This window comes from Rhizobium sophoriradicis (assembly GCF_025200795.1).
GTDB classification, from domain to species: Bacteria; Pseudomonadota; Alphaproteobacteria; order Rhizobiales; family Rhizobiaceae; genus Rhizobium; species Rhizobium sophoriradicis.
Genome location: NZ_CP104154.1, coordinates 447,168 through 461,527 on the forward strand (window position 1 = coordinate 447,168; position 14,360 = coordinate 461,527).

Sequence of the window (14,360 nt, forward strand, 5' to 3'; positions counted from 1 at the left end):
GTCGGCCAAACTTGTGCAGTGATTTTGCGATGACTGCGATGCAGGCCGGCTTATCGGTGGCTGACGCGCTTCCTCGTGTCTGAGGGGTATTCCCCATAGGTCGTCCGGTAGACCGCGGAAAAGCGGCCGAAATGGAAGAAGCCCCATTTGAGGCAGATGGCCTTCATCGTCTCCTTGCTTTCGGGATCGAGCAGGTCCTGCCGCGCCGCGCGCAGACGAAGCATCAGCAGATAGGCGGCGGGAGATGTACCCTTGAAGGCGCGAAAACCGGTTTCGAGCGCCCTGCTCGAGACGCCGGCCGCTTCGGCCACCTTCGGCATGGTGATCGGTTGATCGATATTGGCCTGCATGAACTCGATCGCCCTGCGCACATGCCTCGGAGCGATCAGCGCCGGCCCCTTTTCGAGAAAATGCGACAGCCGGTGCGGCACCATGCGCACGACCAGATCGGACAGCGCCTGAGTCATGTGCGCCATGGCGATCGGCGACTGCAGCAAGGGGCCGTCGTCGCGCATCCCTGATATGATCGTTTCGGTGAGATTGCCGATCGTCCGGCCGACCGGTGTCGACAGGTCCAGTTCCGGCAGCAGGTCGAGCGATCCACTGAACGGCATTTCGAAAGTCTGGCCGATTGTCTGGAGGATAACGGGCCAGTTGATCAGCAGTTCGTCGATGACGTTCCCTTGCCCATGCATGAGAACGCTATCGGGTTCGAAATTGTTGTAGAGAAGCAATTTTCCTTGCCCGGCTTCGGCCTTGCGCGCTCCATAGGTCACCCCCATGCCGCCGCGACGGGGGACGACCAGCGACAGATATTCGGCCGTGCTGACGGTCGGCTCGATGTTGAACTGGAACTCCGCCTCATGATAGCCGGTCAGCAGGACCGCGCTGTTCGCCACCGAAAAATCCAATCCCCAATGGAAGTCCTTGGCGCGGCCGACGGGCTCGGCATCGAACGCGCCAAATGCACCCCCCAGGGTTTCCACCATGTTGTCGAAGGACGAACCATGGAATCGGAAGGAGAATGGCTTTGCGCTGTCTTCCGTCATGCTGTTCCCGTCATTTCTTCTGACCGAACACGGCGCGAGGCGTCGGTCGCATGGAGATCGAGATGATGTACGTCCCTCTTTCTCACCGCGTTTGCTAACATCGCCTTTCTCCTTCGCACTTTCGTCAGGACCTGATGGATGGAAGGAAGTGCGAGACCTGAGCGCATATTAGCGAAAATGAAGGCTCAGCACAGCAGATGATGGCGAAGCAGCCAAGCTTCAACCTGATGCGGACGTTAATAGGTGTTCGGCCAAGCGAATTCGAGTCGACGCCGAACCTGGCAGGTGCTGGAAAAGGCAAGTTTTTGAAGGCTTTATCGACAATGCCCATCCGTCGGACTTTCCTGGCCGGTTGGCAGGAACTGACAGAACCGGCAGCACTTGGCAAGCCTTGGCGCTGTTGCTTTTAGGGACATTCCGATGATTAAACGATTAGCCAGCTTGCACAGACCGCGAGCTTCGACGCGCAATGCAAACGTCGCCTGCCGAAGGTTCTAAAGTGGACCGCTCGAGATAGCCTTCGGCAGGCTGACAGGCAGTTGGCATACGCACGGGATGGAGTGCGTATGAATGAGCCCCTCCCATCATTTGGGGTGATCGATAGAGGGGTTTGGCTTCAGACCGTAGACCATCATGGCCCCGGTCTCGATTACTTTAGTGTTCCGCAGCCATGGAGCAATTGTCGCGCGTCGATATTGTCGATCGTTCGGCTTTTCGCGACGCAGTCTGGACTGCTCCTGCGCAAAATGTACAGGCTGGCGCTTCACGCTCTCCCGTCTTCGCCGCTAGGCCTCAAAGCTCCAAAACGACTCGCCGGCCCTCGAAGAAAGGCAGAGGGTGCCTGGCGCGGTACGAATTGTCGGAATCTCCATGCGCGCCGACATGGTAGAGCTGCTGGATCGCGGCAGCACCATTTTGCTTGCTTGCGGTCGTTGCCATTTGAAATGAGGAACGGCGCCGTCGTCGCCGGGACGAAAGTTTCCGCGTATGTGCGCGGCGGCGCGATGAACCGGCATCGGCTCGACCACGATCATCCCGGCGCCGCCGATGGCGCGTTCGGCTTAATAGGCGACGTGCTGGTCACCAGGCACGCCGTCCCTGGCCATGTTTGCCTTATGCGCCCCGAAGACGATCCGGTTGCGCAAGCTGTGTCCGCCTAGCTAGGCTGACCGGCGAAAACAGACGCGGAAAAAGTTTCGACGTTGGGATCCCTCAGAGACAGCCGGCTTTCCGGTTGCATCGCATGGCGGCGCACCGAATATCGGTGTCGCCGACCGAGCCGAGAGTCGCCGCGCGCAGCTTCAGAGTGCAACCGAAAGAGTGTTGTCGCGCCGGGCGGCCACCTCCTGCGAGTTCACCATCGCGCCGGCGAGCTGGCGGAAGGTGACGAGCCCCAGGGTTTCTCCCGATGGCGACACCACCCTTGCATCGTCGGCCGACGTCGAGGCCAGCATCCGGACGGCCTCTTCGACCGTCGTTCCGGCCGCGATCGCCAAGCCGACGGGTGCCGCACCGGCGTGCAGCGGCGTCATGACGGCTTCGACATGGACGACCCGTCCCCGGTTCACTTCCTTGACGAAGTTGGCGATGTATTCGTCGGCCGGGCGCAGCACGATGTCCTGGCTGGTGCCCTGCTGGATGACTTCGCCGTCGCGCAGGATGGCGATCTGGTCGCCGAGGCGCAGCGCCTCGTCAAGATCGTGGGTGATGAAGACGATGGTCTTCTTGATTTCCTTCTGGATGTCGAGAAGCACCGACTGCATGTCGGTGCGGATCAACGGGTCGAGCGCCGAATAGGCCTCGTCCATCAGAAGCACCGGCGCATCGTTGGCCAGTGCCCGCGCCAAGCCGACACGCTGCTGCATGCCGCCGGAGAGCTGGTTGGGATAGCGCTGCTCGAAGCCTTTGAGGCCGACCCGCTCCAGCCAGCGCATGGCGATGTCGATGGCCTTCGCCCGCTCCATGCCCTGCACTTCGAGGCCGAAGATGGTGTTGTCGAGGACGTTGCGGTGCGGCAGCAGCGCAAACTTCTGGAACACCATTGCCGTCTGCTGCCGGCGGAACGTGCGCAATTCGATCTCGTTCATCTTCACGACGTCGACGCCGTCGACCAGCACTTCGCCGGAGGTCGGGTCGATCAGCCGGTTGATGTGGCGGATCAGCGTCGATTTGCCGGATCCCGAAAGGCCCATGACGACCTGGATGCAGCCGGAGGGGATCTCGATATTGATATCCCGAAGGCCGAGCACGTGTCCGTGCTTCTGGTTGAGCTCGCTCTTCGTCAGGCCTTTCTGCACCGCCTCGACATGGGCGGCGGGGTTGGGGCCGAAGATCTTGTAGAGGTGGCGGATCTTGATGCCGCCGAAATGATGCTCAGCCATGGACGGTCTCCCGATGCTTCTGGAGCCTTTTGCCATATGCCTGGCTGACCCGGTCGAAGATGATGGCGATGCCGACGATGGCAAGGCCGTTGAAAATGCCCAGCGTGAAGTACTGGTTGGCGATCGCTTTCAGCACCGGCTGGCCGAGGCCCTGGACGCCGATCATCGAGGCGATGACCACCATGGCGAGCGCCATCATGATCGTCTGGTTGATGCCGGCCATGATGGTCGGCAGCGCCAGCGGCAGCTGCACCTTGAACAGCTTCTGCGACCGCGAGGTGCCGAAGGCGTCGGCGGCCTCGAGCACGTCCTTGTCGACGAGCCGGATGCCGAGATCGGTAAGGCGGATCATCGGCGGGATGGCGTAGATGACGACGGCGATCAGCCCAGGAACCTTGCCGATGCCGAGCAGCATGACGACGGGGATGAGGTAGACGAAGCTCGGCATGGTCTGCATGACGTCGAGGATCGGGTTGACGATGCGCTGCAGCCGGTCGGAGCGGGCCATCAGGATGCCCATCGGGATGCCGATGGCGATGGAAAGAACGGTGCAGACGAAGATCATCGAGACCGTCCGCATCGTGTCGTCCCACATGTCGAAATAGCCGATCAGCAGCAGCGTCACCAGACAGCCGGCGACGACCTTCAGGCTGCGGCTGGCAAACCAGGCGATGGCCAGGATGATCGCGGTGATGATCGGCCACGGCGTCTGCGTCATGAAACGCTCGGCGGCGATCAGGAAATGCTGCAGCGGCACGAACAGGCTTTCGATGCCGTCGCCATAGCTGCGGGTAAATCCGCGAAAGCCGTCATCGATCGCCTTCTTCAGATTGCGAAGCGCGTCATCGTTCATGTGCGGGAATTTGTAAAACCATTCCATCTCGGTTCCCCTTTCGTCAAACAGCCGTGGCAGTCTTTTTGATTTTGTCGGCGCGTGAGAAGCGGTGCGCTTTTCGCGCACCGCTATTTTGTTTTAGAGAGCAGCTTCGATCTTCGCGGCTGCCTCCGGCGAGACCCATTTGGTCCAGATGTCCTTGTTTTCTTTCAGGAAGTGCTTGGCGCCGTCTTCGCCGGTCGCCTGGTTATCGGTCATCCACGACATCAGTTTGTTGACCGTGTCGTTGCTCCAGGAGCGCTTCGCCAGGTAATCCATGACTTCAGGCCCGACCTTTTCCGAGAAGGGCTTGGCAACCAGCGTGACGACATGATCGACCGGCCAGGCCGCCGGCTTCGGATCGGGGCAGTCGGCGACGGTGATGCAGCGCTTCCATTCGGCTGAATCCTCCGGAACGCCGGCTTCGAGCTTGACCATCTGATACTTGCCGAGCAGCGCGGTCGGCGCCCAGTAGTAACCGACCCAGCCTTCCTTGCGTTCGTAGGCCTTGGCGATCGAACCGTCGAGGCCGGCGGCAGAGCCGGTGTCGACGAGGGTGAAGCCCGCCTTCTCCGCGCCGAACGCCTTATAGAGCTGCGAGGTGACGACTGTGCCGCCCCAGCCCTGCGGGCCGTTGACGATGGCGCCCTTCTTCGGATCCTCCGGATCAGGGAAGAGTTCCGGATGCTTCAGCACGTCGCCGATCGTCTTGATGTCGGGATGGGCGTCGGCGAGATATTTCGGAATCCACCAGCCCTGTACGCCGCCGTCCGGCAGCGGCGAGCCGACCTGCACGATGCGGCCTTCTTCCGTACCCTTCTTGACGACATCCGGCAGCAGGTCGATCCAGGCTTCCGGAGCAATATCAGGCTGACCCTTTTCGGCCATGGAGGTGATTGTCGGGACGGTGTCGCCGACGGTGATGTCGGCGCTGCAGCCATAACCTTCGTTCAGGATGAACTTGTCCAGGTTGGAGAGAACTTCGGCGCTCTGCCAGTTCATGCTGGCGATGGTGACGCTGCCGCATTCGGCAGCGCTGGCAAAAGACGCGCCGCCGAGCAGGCCGAACGTCAAACATGTCGATGCGAGTAGTTTCTTCATTCTCGTTCCCTCTATTTAGCGGCGGATCTAGCAAGGCGGGGTGCCGCAGTACCCGCCCTCAACGGTCGTCAGGAAGCGTCTCCCATACTCACCGATTTCTTGAAAGCTGCCGATAGTCCGTCTGCCACCGCGGCGTCGAACCCGGCGGCGCGCATTGCTTCGATGGCTGCCGCCGTTGTGCCGCGATAGTCGAGAAAGGCCGCAACGATATCGTCAGGAGATTCGTCGCGACGTTCCGCGAGGTGGCCGGCGCCGACCAGCACGGTATTGACGGCGCGCCGGGCAATCTCGGGCGAAAGGCCATGGGCAACGGCGTCGCTCATCATGGCGGCAGCGAGCAGTGCCGGAAATGCCGGACCGGATCCTGAAAGGCCCGTGAGGTAGTCGATGTCGCTTTCGCTTGCGACTTCGTCCTGTGATCCGCAAGCCTCGAAAATCGCGCCGACAATGGCCCGGTCATCTGCCGTGACACCGCTCGCGCCAATCCAGGGCGTATAGGATCTGCCCACTTCGGCGGCAGCGTTCGGCAGCGCGCGGACGACGCGACCGGTGTTATGGCGTTCTGAAAGGGCATCCAGTCGGATACCCGCCATGACCGAGATGACGAGCTTGCCGCCGGCATCGAGCGCCAGGCGATGCCAGTCATCGGGGCGAACGGAGAGAATGATCACGTCGGAGCGGTCGGCAAGCGCCTGATTGTCAGAAGTCCAGGAGGAGTTCGGGAAACGGCGCGGCTGCTCGCCGCGATAGGAGAGGCAAAGGTTTCGAGAATCGACCAGGCCGGCGTCAATGATCGAGCCGGCGATTGCTCCGCCAAGCCAGCCGCCGCCACCGATTATGCCGATCCTCAAGGAAACGCTCATCTCCAGCCTTCCTCTAACTGGGCCTATAGCCGTGCCGAGAGAAGAAGCGATCAAGCTCCCTCTGCTGCGGCACTTCACCCGTGTAGATCGCAATATACTCCGGAATCCGTTTCATGCGGACGGCGATATCCTCCATCGACTGCATGGAGATGTACCCGATCTGCACGAGGTATGTTGTTCGCGCTCTGACATCTGATGTCGTTTCTGGTACGCCGAACCGCATAAACATGCGCTTCAGCGCCTCCAGCCGGATCTGATCGGCCTGCTGGACTTCGGCCAAAAGCTCGTCCGACTGCAGCGCCCAGCTGCGGATGGCAAACTCGAATTTCGCGTCGAAGAGATCGGTGTTGAGCCAGCAATCGAAGACGTTGAGCATCGCCTCGGCCAGCGATTCCGCGTAAGCCTCCGACTGCTTGATGATGTTGCCGGTGTTTTTGTCGCGCCACCGCGCCACCAACGCGCTCAACAGTTCCTCCCGATCCTTGAAGAACCAGTAGAAGCTCGTCCGCGATAGATTGAGCTTCTTCGCCAAGGGCAGAATTTTTACCGAGTCAACGCCAGACTCGAGCAGGGAATGATAGGCTGCTTCCAGCCATCCCTCCTGCGATCCGCGCCAGCCAGTGTCATTCAAAGCCTGATCCATGAATTATCTCCTATCAAATTACGAGGTGGCGCACAAGAAAAATGTACATATGTGTCGAAAATAACGACCACGATGTTTTCTGCGTTGACACATATGTACATTGCGCATAGCGTTCCCATGTCGTTTTTAATCCGGAACCACGGCCCATGTCGAATGATCCTCTCCTTCAGCCTTACCAGCTCAAGCATCTGAAGCTGCGCAACCGTATCATCGTGACCTCGCACGAGCCGGCCTATCCGGAAGATGGTATGCCGAAGGAAAAGTATCGCGCCTATACGGTGGAGCGGGCAAAGGGCGGCGTCGCCCTGACGATGACGGCGGGTTCGGCGGCCGTCTCCAAGGACAGCCCGCCGGTCTTCAACAACCTGCTTGCATATAAGGACGAGATCGTTCCCTGGATCAGGGAAATGACCGATGCCGTGCACGAAGAGGGAGCGGCAATCATGATCCAGCTCACCCATCTCGGCCGGCGCACGCGCTGGGACAAGGGCGACTGGCTGCCGGTTGTGGCGCCGTCGCATCATCGCGAGGCTTCCCATCGCGCTTTCCCGAAGAAGCTGGAAGACTGGGATATCGAGCGCATCATCAAGGATTTCGCCGACGCGGCCGAGCGCATGAAGGCGGGCGGCATGGACGGTGTCGAGCTTGAGGCCTACGGCCACCTGATAGACCAGTTCGTGTCTCCGCTCACCAATGAGCTCGACGGCCCCTATGGCGGTTCGCTCGACAATCGCCTGCGCTTCTGTTTCGACGTGTTCAAGGCAATCCGGAAAAGGGTGGGCGACGATTTCATTCTCGGCCTGCGCTATACGGCCGACGAATGTCTTCCCGGCGGCACGGGCAAAGCCGAAGGCCTCGAAATCTCCAAGCGATTGAAGGAGAGCGGCCTCATCGATTACCTGAATGTGATCCGTGGACACATCGATACCGATGCCGGTCTGACAGATGTGATCCCGATCCAGGGCATGGCGAATTCCCCGCATCTCGATTTCGCCGGCGAAATTCGCGCCGCGACCGATTTCCCAACCTTTCATGCGGCGAAAATCCCGGATGTGGCCACCGCCCGCCATGCCATCGCGTCCGGCAAGGTCGACATGGTCGGCATGACCCGCGCCCACATGACCGACCCGCACATCGTTCGCAAGATCATCGAAAAGCGGGAAGAGGAAATCCGGCCCTGCGTCGGCGCCAATTACTGTCTCGACCGCATTTACCAGGGCGGCGCCGCCTACTGCATCCACAATGCCGCCACCGGCCGCGAACTGACCATGCCGCATATCCTTGATAAGGCCGATGTGAAGAAGAAGGTCGTTATCGTCGGCGCCGGTCCGGCCGGTCTCGAAGCGGCACGGGTGGCCGGGGAGCGCGGCCACAAGGTTGTCGTCTTCGAAGCGGCGAACGATCCCGGCGGTCAGATCCGCCTCACCGCCCAGAGCGAACGCCGCAGGGAGATGATCAGCATCATCGACTGGCGCATGAGCCAGTGCGAGAAATACGACGTGACCTTCCACTTCAACACCTGGGCGGAAGCCGACACGATCGAAGCCGAAAACCCCGATGTTGTCATTGTCGCGACCGGCGGCCTGCCGCACACCGAAGTTCTTTCGAAGGGCAACGAGCTGGTGATCTCCTCATGGGACATCATCTCCGGCGACGTGAAGCCTGGCACCAACGTCCTGATTTTCGACGATGCCGGCGATCACGCTGCCCTCCAGGCGGCGGAATTTCTCGCCAGGGCAGGCGCCAAGGTCGAGATCATGACGCCCGACCGCTCCTTCGCGCCCGAGGTCATGGCGATGAACCTCGTGCCCTATATGCGCTCCCTTCAGAAGCATGACGTGACCTTCACCGTCACCTATCGCCTGGAGGCGGTGGAGAAGAGCGGCAATCAGCTTGTCGCCCATGTCGGCAGCGATTATGGCGGGATTGCCAAGCAGAGCAGCTACGACCAGATCATCGTCAATCATGGGACCATTCCGCTCGATGAGCTCTATTTCGAGCTGAAGCCCAATTCGAGCAACCTGGGCGAGATGTCGCACGACCAGCTTCTGGCCGGCGAACCGCAGTCGGTCGTTCGCAATCCCGAGGGCAAATTCCAGCTGTTCCGGATCGGCGACGCTGTCGCTGCGCGCAACACGCATGCCGCCGTCTATGACGGCCTGCGCATCGCGAAAGATATATGATTGCAGGAGAGGCCACTGGCTGGCCGGCTAAAATCGTCTGTTCAGGGAGGGGATGGCATGAGTATACGTGAGGAGAGCCTGCAGCTTTTCCTGGACGCGGCGTCTCAGGCTTTCCAGGTGTTTGCGACAGCCCCGGAGGCCCGGCGCTCGATCCGGCAGTTTCTCGCAAGGCTGGAGCAGCCGGGGGCCGCGCGGGCGGGGGACGGGAGCCGGTTGCCGGTCTGCGCTCACCTTGATGTGGCGCTCGCGATCGATACCTCTTATGATCCTTCGCTGGGGCGCTTGGTCGAGGCTTTCAAAGGCATCGAGCCAATGCTTGAATGGCGTCGGCGCACCAAGTATGACCACTCGGCCAGCGACAATTTTGCCGATGGGCATGCCAATGCGATGATCATCGGCCCCGGTGGATTGGAGGAGCGGAGCGATCTGTGGCTCGGGGTCACGTTGATGGCGCCGCACGTGCGCTATCCGGATCATGATCATGCGCCGGAGGAGGTCTATCTCGTGCTTTCCGAGGGGGAGTTCAAGCAGGGAGAGGGGAACTGGTTTTCGCCTGGCATCGGCGGATCGTTCTATAATGTCCCAGGGATCAAACATGCCATGCGGTCGGTCGATAGGCCGCTCTTCGCCTTCTGGGCGTTGCTTGCCGAACGGCCGCACTAGCGCGATGCGCAGACTCAAAACCTTGCAGCGTCCTGTGCGCATCTGAAAAAGATGTGCGGCGCTGTCGGGATCAGCATTCGGAATTACAAAGGGGATTGCAAATGAAGATTCTCGTGCCCGTTAAACGGGTTGTCGACTACAACGTGAAGATCCGTGTGAAGCCGGATGGTTCGGGTGTCGAGCTTGCCAATGTGAAGATGTCGATGAACCCGTTCGACGAGATCTCGGTGGAAGAGGCGCTGCGGCTGAAGGAGGCCGGCAAGGCCGAAGAAGTGGTGGTGGTGTCGATCGGCCCGGCCAAGGCCGAGGAGACGCTGCGGACCGCCCTTGCCATGGGTGCCGACCGGGCGATCCTGGTCGAGACCGACGATCAGGTCGAGCCGCTGGCGGTGGCCAAGATTCTCAAAGGTGTCGCCGATGCCGAACAGCCGGGCCTGATCATCACGGGCAAGCAGGCAATCGACGACGATTCCAACCAGACCGGCCAGATGCTGGCGGCATTGCTCGGTTCGGCCCAGGCGACCTTCGCCTCGAAGATCGAGATCGGTGACGGCAAGGCGACCGTGACCCGCGAGGTCGACGGCGGCCTGCAGACGATCGAGATCAAGCTGCCGGCGGTGGTGACCACCGATCTTCGCCTGAACGAGCCGCGTTATGCCTCGCTGCCCAACATCATGAAGGCGAAGAAGAAGCCGCTCGACAAGAAGAGCCCGGCCGATTTCGGCGTGGACACGACGCCGCGGCTGAAGGTGTTGAAGACCGAGGAGCCGAGTGGCCGCAAGGCCGGCGTCAAGGTCAAGTCGGTCGCCGAACTGGTCGACAAGCTCAAAAACGAAGCCGGCGTGCTGTAATCGGGTTGGAACAGGAGCAACTATCATGACCATTCTTCTTCTGGCCGACCATGACGGCAATCACCTCTCCGACCAGACCGCCAAGGCGTTGACGGCGGCAAGCCAGATTGGCTCCGACGTGCATATCCTGGTCGCCGGCAAGGCCGCCAAGTCGGCGGCCGATCAGGCCGCCAAACTTTCCGGCGTCTCGAAGGTGCTGCTGGCCGAAAGCGACGCGCTTGCCAACAATCTCGCCGAACCGCTGGCCGATCTGATCGTCTCGCTCGCCGGCTCCTACGACACGATCGTCTCGGCCGCCACCTCGGTCGGCAAGACCGTGCTGCCGCGCGTCGCTGCCCTGCTCGATGTCGCCCAGGTCTCGGAAATCATCGAGGTCGTCAGCCCCGATACCTTCAAGCGGCCGATCTATGCCGGCAATGCCATTCAGACGGTGCAGGCAAGCGATGCCAAGAAGGTCATCACCGTGCGCACCGCCTCGTTTGCTTCGGCACCGGCAAACGGCTCTGCCTCCGTCGAGGCGATCTCCGCTGCTTCCGATCCGGGTCTGTCGCGTTTCGTCGCCGATGCGCTGTCGGCCTCCGACCGTCCGGAACTGACCTCGGCGAAGATCATCATCTCCGGCGGCCGGGCCTTGGGTTCGGCCGAGAAGTTCAAGGAGGTCATCCTGCCGGTTGCCGACAAGCTGGGTGCAGCCGTCGGCGCCAGCCGTGCGGCCGTCGATGCAGGCTATGCCCCGAACGACTGGCAGGTCGGCCAGACCGGCAAGGTGGTCGCGCCCGACCTCTATATCGCCGCCGGCATCTCCGGGGCCATCCAGCATCTGGCCGGGATGAAGGATTCGAAAGTCATCGTCGCCATCAACAAGGATGAGGAGGCGCCGATCTTCCAGGTCGCCGACTACGGCCTCGTCGCCGATCTGTTCGACGCCCTGCCGGAATTGGAAAAGGCGCTCTGACTGGGGAGACAAACGTGGCGCGCGTGGTAGGACGTCCAATCAGACCTGGTGCTGACCTTCTCCTGAACGATGAGGAAAAGCCGGCCTATATAAGGCTGCACGACATCGGAAGGGAAAGGCGTCCCCGGCCGCTGCAGGAATTTCTCAACGATATCGGTGGCCTGATGCTGTCGGCCGATGCTCCCGCCGTTGCCAGTTTCGTTGCGGGCAAGGTCCTTCAGAGGCTGCTCAAGACAGGCAAGGTGCACCCGGAGGGAGGCCCTCTTCCAGGCGTGCCCGAAGGGCTGGATGACGCGATCCGTTATTTGGCAAAATCCGGACGGAAATACGAGGCGATCGCCGGCCAGTTCAAGAGCCTGGCCGACAGACTGCTGTGGAGACGCGGCCGCACCGGCCCGTTTGCCAGCCTGAACTTCGGCAATACGCACTCCCATGCGGTTCTGGTCGGCCCTGGCGGCATGGAAGAGCGCGCCGATCTCCGGGTCGGAGTGATCTATATGGATCGCTACACCCGCTTCCCCGACCATGTTCAGACGCAGCCGCGCGCCTTCATTCTGCTTTCACCGGGAGAAATCTGCCTTGGTGACTCGCAGTGGTTTTCTGCCGCGACCGGAACGGTCTTCGCGAATGATGCCGGGCAATCCTTCGCGATAAGGTGTACGGCCCAGCCGCTTCTGGCGGTGTGGTGTCAGGTCGAGCCGGGATGACACTGAGGTGAGGCCGAAGCAGATCGTTCCGATTTCTCGGCCTCCGCATAACAATCGAAATTGAATTAACAGGGAGATATCAAATGGACGTTCGCGCCGCCGTAGCCGTTCAGGCCGGAAAGCCGCTGGAAGTGATGACCGTGCACCTCGACGGCCCGAGAGCCGGCGAAGTGCTGGTCGAGGTCAAGGCGACCGGCATCTGCCACACCGACGACTTCACCCTGTCCGGCGCCGATCCGGAAGGCCTGTTCCCGGCGATCCTCGGCCATGAGGGTGCCGGCATCGTCGTCGATGTCGGCCCCGGTGTCACGTCGGTCAAGAAGGGCGACCACGTCATTCCGCTCTACACGCCGGAATGCCGCGAATGTTATTCCTGCCTTAGCCGCAAGACCAATCTCTGCACCGCCATCCGCTCGACCCAGGGCCAGGGCGTGATGCCTGACGGTACTTCGCGCTTTTCGATCGGCAAGGACAAGATCCATCATTATATGGGCTGCTCGACCTTCGCCAATTACACCGTGCTGCCGGAGATTGCCCTTGCCAAGGTCAATCCCGACGCCCCCTTCGACAAGATCTGCTACATCGGCTGCGGCGTCACGACAGGCATCGGCGCGGTGATCAATACCGCCAAGGTCGAGATCGGTTCAACCGCGATCGTCTTCGGCCTCGGCGGCATCGGCCTCAACGTGCTGCAGGGCTTGCGGCTCGCCGGTGCCGACATGATCATCGGCGTCGACATCAACCCTGACCGCAAGGCCTGGGGCGAAAAGTTCGGCATGACGCATTTCGTCAATCCGAAGGAGGTCGGCGACGACATCGTGCCCTATCTCGTCAACATGACCAAGCGCAATGGCGACCTGATCGGCGGCGCCGACTACACCTTCGACTGCACCGGCAACACCAAGGTGATGCGCCAGGCGCTGGAAGCCTCCCACCGCGGCTGGGGCAAATCGGTCATCATCGGCGTTGCCGGCGCCGGCCAGGAGATTTCCACCCGGCCGTTCCAGCTGGTCACCGGCCGCAACTGGATGGGCACCGCCTTCGGCGGCGCGCGCGGCCGCACCGACGTGCCGAAGATCGTCGACTGGTACATGCAGGGCAAGATCCAGATCGACCCGATGATCACCCACACCATGCCGCTCGAAGACATCAACAAGGGCTTCGAGATGATGCACAAGGGTGAAAGCATCCGCGGCGTGGTGGTGTACTAAGTCATGAAGACCATCTCGACCGACAAGTCTTACGGCGGTATCCAGGGCGTCTACGTCGATCGCTCCGAGGTCTGCGGCTGCGACATGACCTTTGCGGTGTTCGTGCCACCGCAGGCGGCCGAGGGCAAGCGCCCGGTCCTGTGGTATCTGTCCGGCCTGACCTGCACGCATGCCAATGTCATGGACAAGGGCGAGTATCGGCGGCTTGCCGCCGAGCTTGGGCTGATCGTCGTCTGCCCGGATACCAGCCCCCGCGGCGATCACGTTCCTGACGAGCCCGACAATTGGCAGTTCGGCAAGGGTGCCGGCTTTTACGTCGATGCCACCGAGCCGCCGTTTTCGGCCAATTATCGCATGTACAGCTACATCACCGGCGAACTGCCGCGCCTCCTTGCCGCGGAATTTCCCGCCGACATGGACCGCCAAGGAATCTTCGGTCATTCGATGGGCGGACATGGCGCGATCACCATCGCGCTCAAGAACCGGGACCGCTTCCGGAGCTGCTCGGCCTTCGCACCGATCAGCCATCCCTCGGTGTCCGGCTGGTCGAAGCCGGCATTCCGGAAATATCTCGGGCCTGATGAGAAGACCTGGCGGGCCTATGACGCCTGCTCGCTGATCGAAGACGGGCACCGGTTCTCGGAATTCTTCGTCGATCAGGGGACCGCGGATTCATTCCTGGAGGATGGGCTGCGGCCTAACGAACTCCGCCAAGCCTGCGAGGCGGCGGGTATCCCCCTCGAGCTCCGCATGCAGGAAGGCTACGGCCACTCCTACTTTTTCATTTCGACATTCATGGGAGACCATCTGCGCTGGCACGCGAAGAAGCTCGAAAAATGACTGCAGGGCTCGGCCGGGCATAACGCAAACGGCCAGGGA

Annotated in this window: 13 protein-coding genes and 1 pseudogene; 7 read left to right on the plus strand and 7 right to left on the minus strand. The window is 61.3% G+C overall.

The window, feature by feature from the left end:
- Positions 1-50: 50 nt before the first annotated feature.
- The 7 genes and pseudogenes from N2597_RS27630 to N2597_RS27660 all read right to left on the minus strand — a co-directional run bounded on the left by N2597_RS27630 (position 51) and on the right by N2597_RS27660 (position 6,911).
- Complete coding sequence (locus N2597_RS27630; RefSeq protein WP_077989025.1) at positions 51-1,049, minus strand: AraC family transcriptional regulator; 999 nt, start codon at positions 1,047-1,049, stop codon at positions 51-53.
- An 834-nt stretch (positions 1,050-1,883) separates the two neighbouring features.
- Positions 1,884-2,258 (minus strand): annotated as a pseudogene (locus N2597_RS27635) (oxidoreductase); the annotation flags it as partial.
- 92 nt (positions 2,259-2,350) lie between these two features.
- Entirely contained in the window at positions 2,351-3,430 is a 1,080-nt protein-coding gene (locus N2597_RS27640; RefSeq protein ID WP_077989026.1) for a quaternary amine ABC transporter ATP-binding protein, read from the minus strand.
- Positions 3,423-4,310: an ABC transporter permease gene (locus N2597_RS27645; RefSeq protein ID WP_077989027.1), complete on the minus strand. Its 888-nt coding sequence runs from the start codon at positions 4,308-4,310 to the stop codon at positions 3,423-3,425. The genes N2597_RS27640 and N2597_RS27645 overlap by 8 nt, the downstream gene beginning before the upstream one ends.
- Before the next feature lie 93 nt (positions 4,311-4,403).
- Entirely contained in the window at positions 4,404-5,405 is a 1,002-nt protein-coding gene (locus tag N2597_RS27650) for an ABC transporter substrate-binding protein (RefSeq protein ID WP_040112304.1), read from the minus strand.
- Positions 5,406-5,473: 68 nt separating this feature from the next.
- Complete coding sequence (locus N2597_RS27655) at positions 5,474-6,268, minus strand: pyrroline-5-carboxylate reductase family protein (RefSeq protein ID WP_040112303.1); 795 nt, start codon at positions 6,266-6,268, stop codon at positions 5,474-5,476.
- Between the two features lie 13 nt (positions 6,269-6,281).
- A complete protein-coding gene (locus tag N2597_RS27660; RefSeq protein WP_077989028.1) occupies positions 6,282-6,911 on the minus strand; it encodes a TetR/AcrR family transcriptional regulator in 630 nt (209 codons plus the stop codon).
- A gap of 146 nt (positions 6,912-7,057) precedes the next feature.
- On the opposite strand from N2597_RS27660, the gene N2597_RS27665 reads away from it, so the two are divergent.
- The 7 genes from N2597_RS27665 to fghA all read left to right on the plus strand — a co-directional run bounded on the left by N2597_RS27665 (position 7,058) and on the right by fghA (position 14,321).
- Positions 7,058-9,094: an NADH:flavin oxidoreductase gene (locus N2597_RS27665; RefSeq protein WP_183602378.1), complete on the plus strand. Its 2,037-nt coding sequence runs from the start codon at positions 7,058-7,060 to the stop codon at positions 9,092-9,094.
- 57 nt (positions 9,095-9,151) lie between these two features.
- Entirely contained in the window at positions 9,152-9,757 is a 606-nt protein-coding gene (locus N2597_RS27670) for a dimethylsulfoniopropionate lyase (protein WP_096770160.1), read from the plus strand.
- Positions 9,758-9,858: 101 nt separating this feature from the next.
- Positions 9,859-10,608: an electron transfer flavoprotein subunit beta/FixA family protein gene (locus N2597_RS27675; protein WP_009990411.1), complete on the plus strand. Its 750-nt coding sequence runs from the start codon at positions 9,859-9,861 to the stop codon at positions 10,606-10,608.
- Positions 10,609-10,633: 25 nt separating this feature from the next.
- Positions 10,634-11,563 (plus strand): electron transfer flavoprotein subunit alpha/FixB family protein, encoded by a 930-nt coding sequence (locus N2597_RS27680; protein WP_183743936.1) that lies wholly within the window; start codon positions 10,634-10,636, stop codon positions 11,561-11,563.
- Positions 11,564-11,577: 14 nt separating this feature from the next.
- The gene (locus tag N2597_RS27685) at positions 11,578-12,270 is read left to right on the plus strand and encodes a dimethylsulfonioproprionate lyase family protein (protein ID WP_077989032.1); all 693 of its coding nucleotides are present in this window, start codon (positions 11,578-11,580) and stop codon (positions 12,268-12,270) included.
- Positions 12,271-12,353: 83 nt separating this feature from the next.
- Positions 12,354-13,481: an S-(hydroxymethyl)glutathione dehydrogenase/class III alcohol dehydrogenase gene (locus N2597_RS27690; RefSeq protein WP_341356269.1), complete on the plus strand. Its 1,128-nt coding sequence runs from the start codon at positions 12,354-12,356 to the stop codon at positions 13,479-13,481.
- Positions 13,482-13,484: 3 nt separating this feature from the next.
- Positions 13,485-14,321: an S-formylglutathione hydrolase gene (fghA, locus tag N2597_RS27695; protein ID WP_096772159.1), complete on the plus strand. Its 837-nt coding sequence runs from the start codon at positions 13,485-13,487 to the stop codon at positions 14,319-14,321.
- Positions 14,322-14,360 lie beyond the last annotated feature (39 nt).

Excerpts from the sequence above, each read along its gene's own strand:
- N2597_RS27630 (WP_077989025.1), bottom strand. The coding sequence starts at position 1,049 with ATGACGGAAGACAGCGCAAAGCCATTCTCCTTCCGATTCCATGGTTCG.
- N2597_RS27640 (WP_077989026.1), bottom strand. The coding sequence starts at position 3,430 with ATGGCTGAGCATCATTTCGGCGGCATCAAGATCCGCCACCTCTACAAG.
- N2597_RS27645 (WP_077989027.1), bottom strand. The coding sequence starts at position 4,310 with ATGGAATGGTTTTACAAATTCCCGCACATGAACGATGACGCGCTTCGC.
- N2597_RS27650 (WP_040112304.1), bottom strand. The coding sequence starts at position 5,405 with ATGAAGAAACTACTCGCATCGACATGTTTGACGTTCGGCCTGCTCGGC.
- N2597_RS27655 (WP_040112303.1), bottom strand. The coding sequence starts at position 6,268 with ATGAGCGTTTCCTTGAGGATCGGCATAATCGGTGGCGGCGGCTGGCTT.
- N2597_RS27660 (WP_077989028.1), bottom strand. The coding sequence starts at position 6,911 with ATGGATCAGGCTTTGAATGACACTGGCTGGCGCGGATCGCAGGAGGGA.
- N2597_RS27665 (WP_183602378.1), top strand. The coding sequence starts at position 7,058 with ATGTCGAATGATCCTCTCCTTCAGCCTTACCAGCTCAAGCATCTGAAG.
- N2597_RS27670 (WP_096770160.1), top strand. The coding sequence starts at position 9,152 with ATGAGTATACGTGAGGAGAGCCTGCAGCTTTTCCTGGACGCGGCGTCT.
- N2597_RS27675 (WP_009990411.1), top strand. The coding sequence starts at position 9,859 with ATGAAGATTCTCGTGCCCGTTAAACGGGTTGTCGACTACAACGTGAAG.
- N2597_RS27680 (WP_183743936.1), top strand. The coding sequence starts at position 10,634 with ATGACCATTCTTCTTCTGGCCGACCATGACGGCAATCACCTCTCCGAC.
- N2597_RS27690 (WP_341356269.1), top strand. The coding sequence starts at position 12,354 with ATGGACGTTCGCGCCGCCGTAGCCGTTCAGGCCGGAAAGCCGCTGGAA.
- fghA (WP_096772159.1), top strand. The coding sequence starts at position 13,485 with ATGAAGACCATCTCGACCGACAAGTCTTACGGCGGTATCCAGGGCGTC.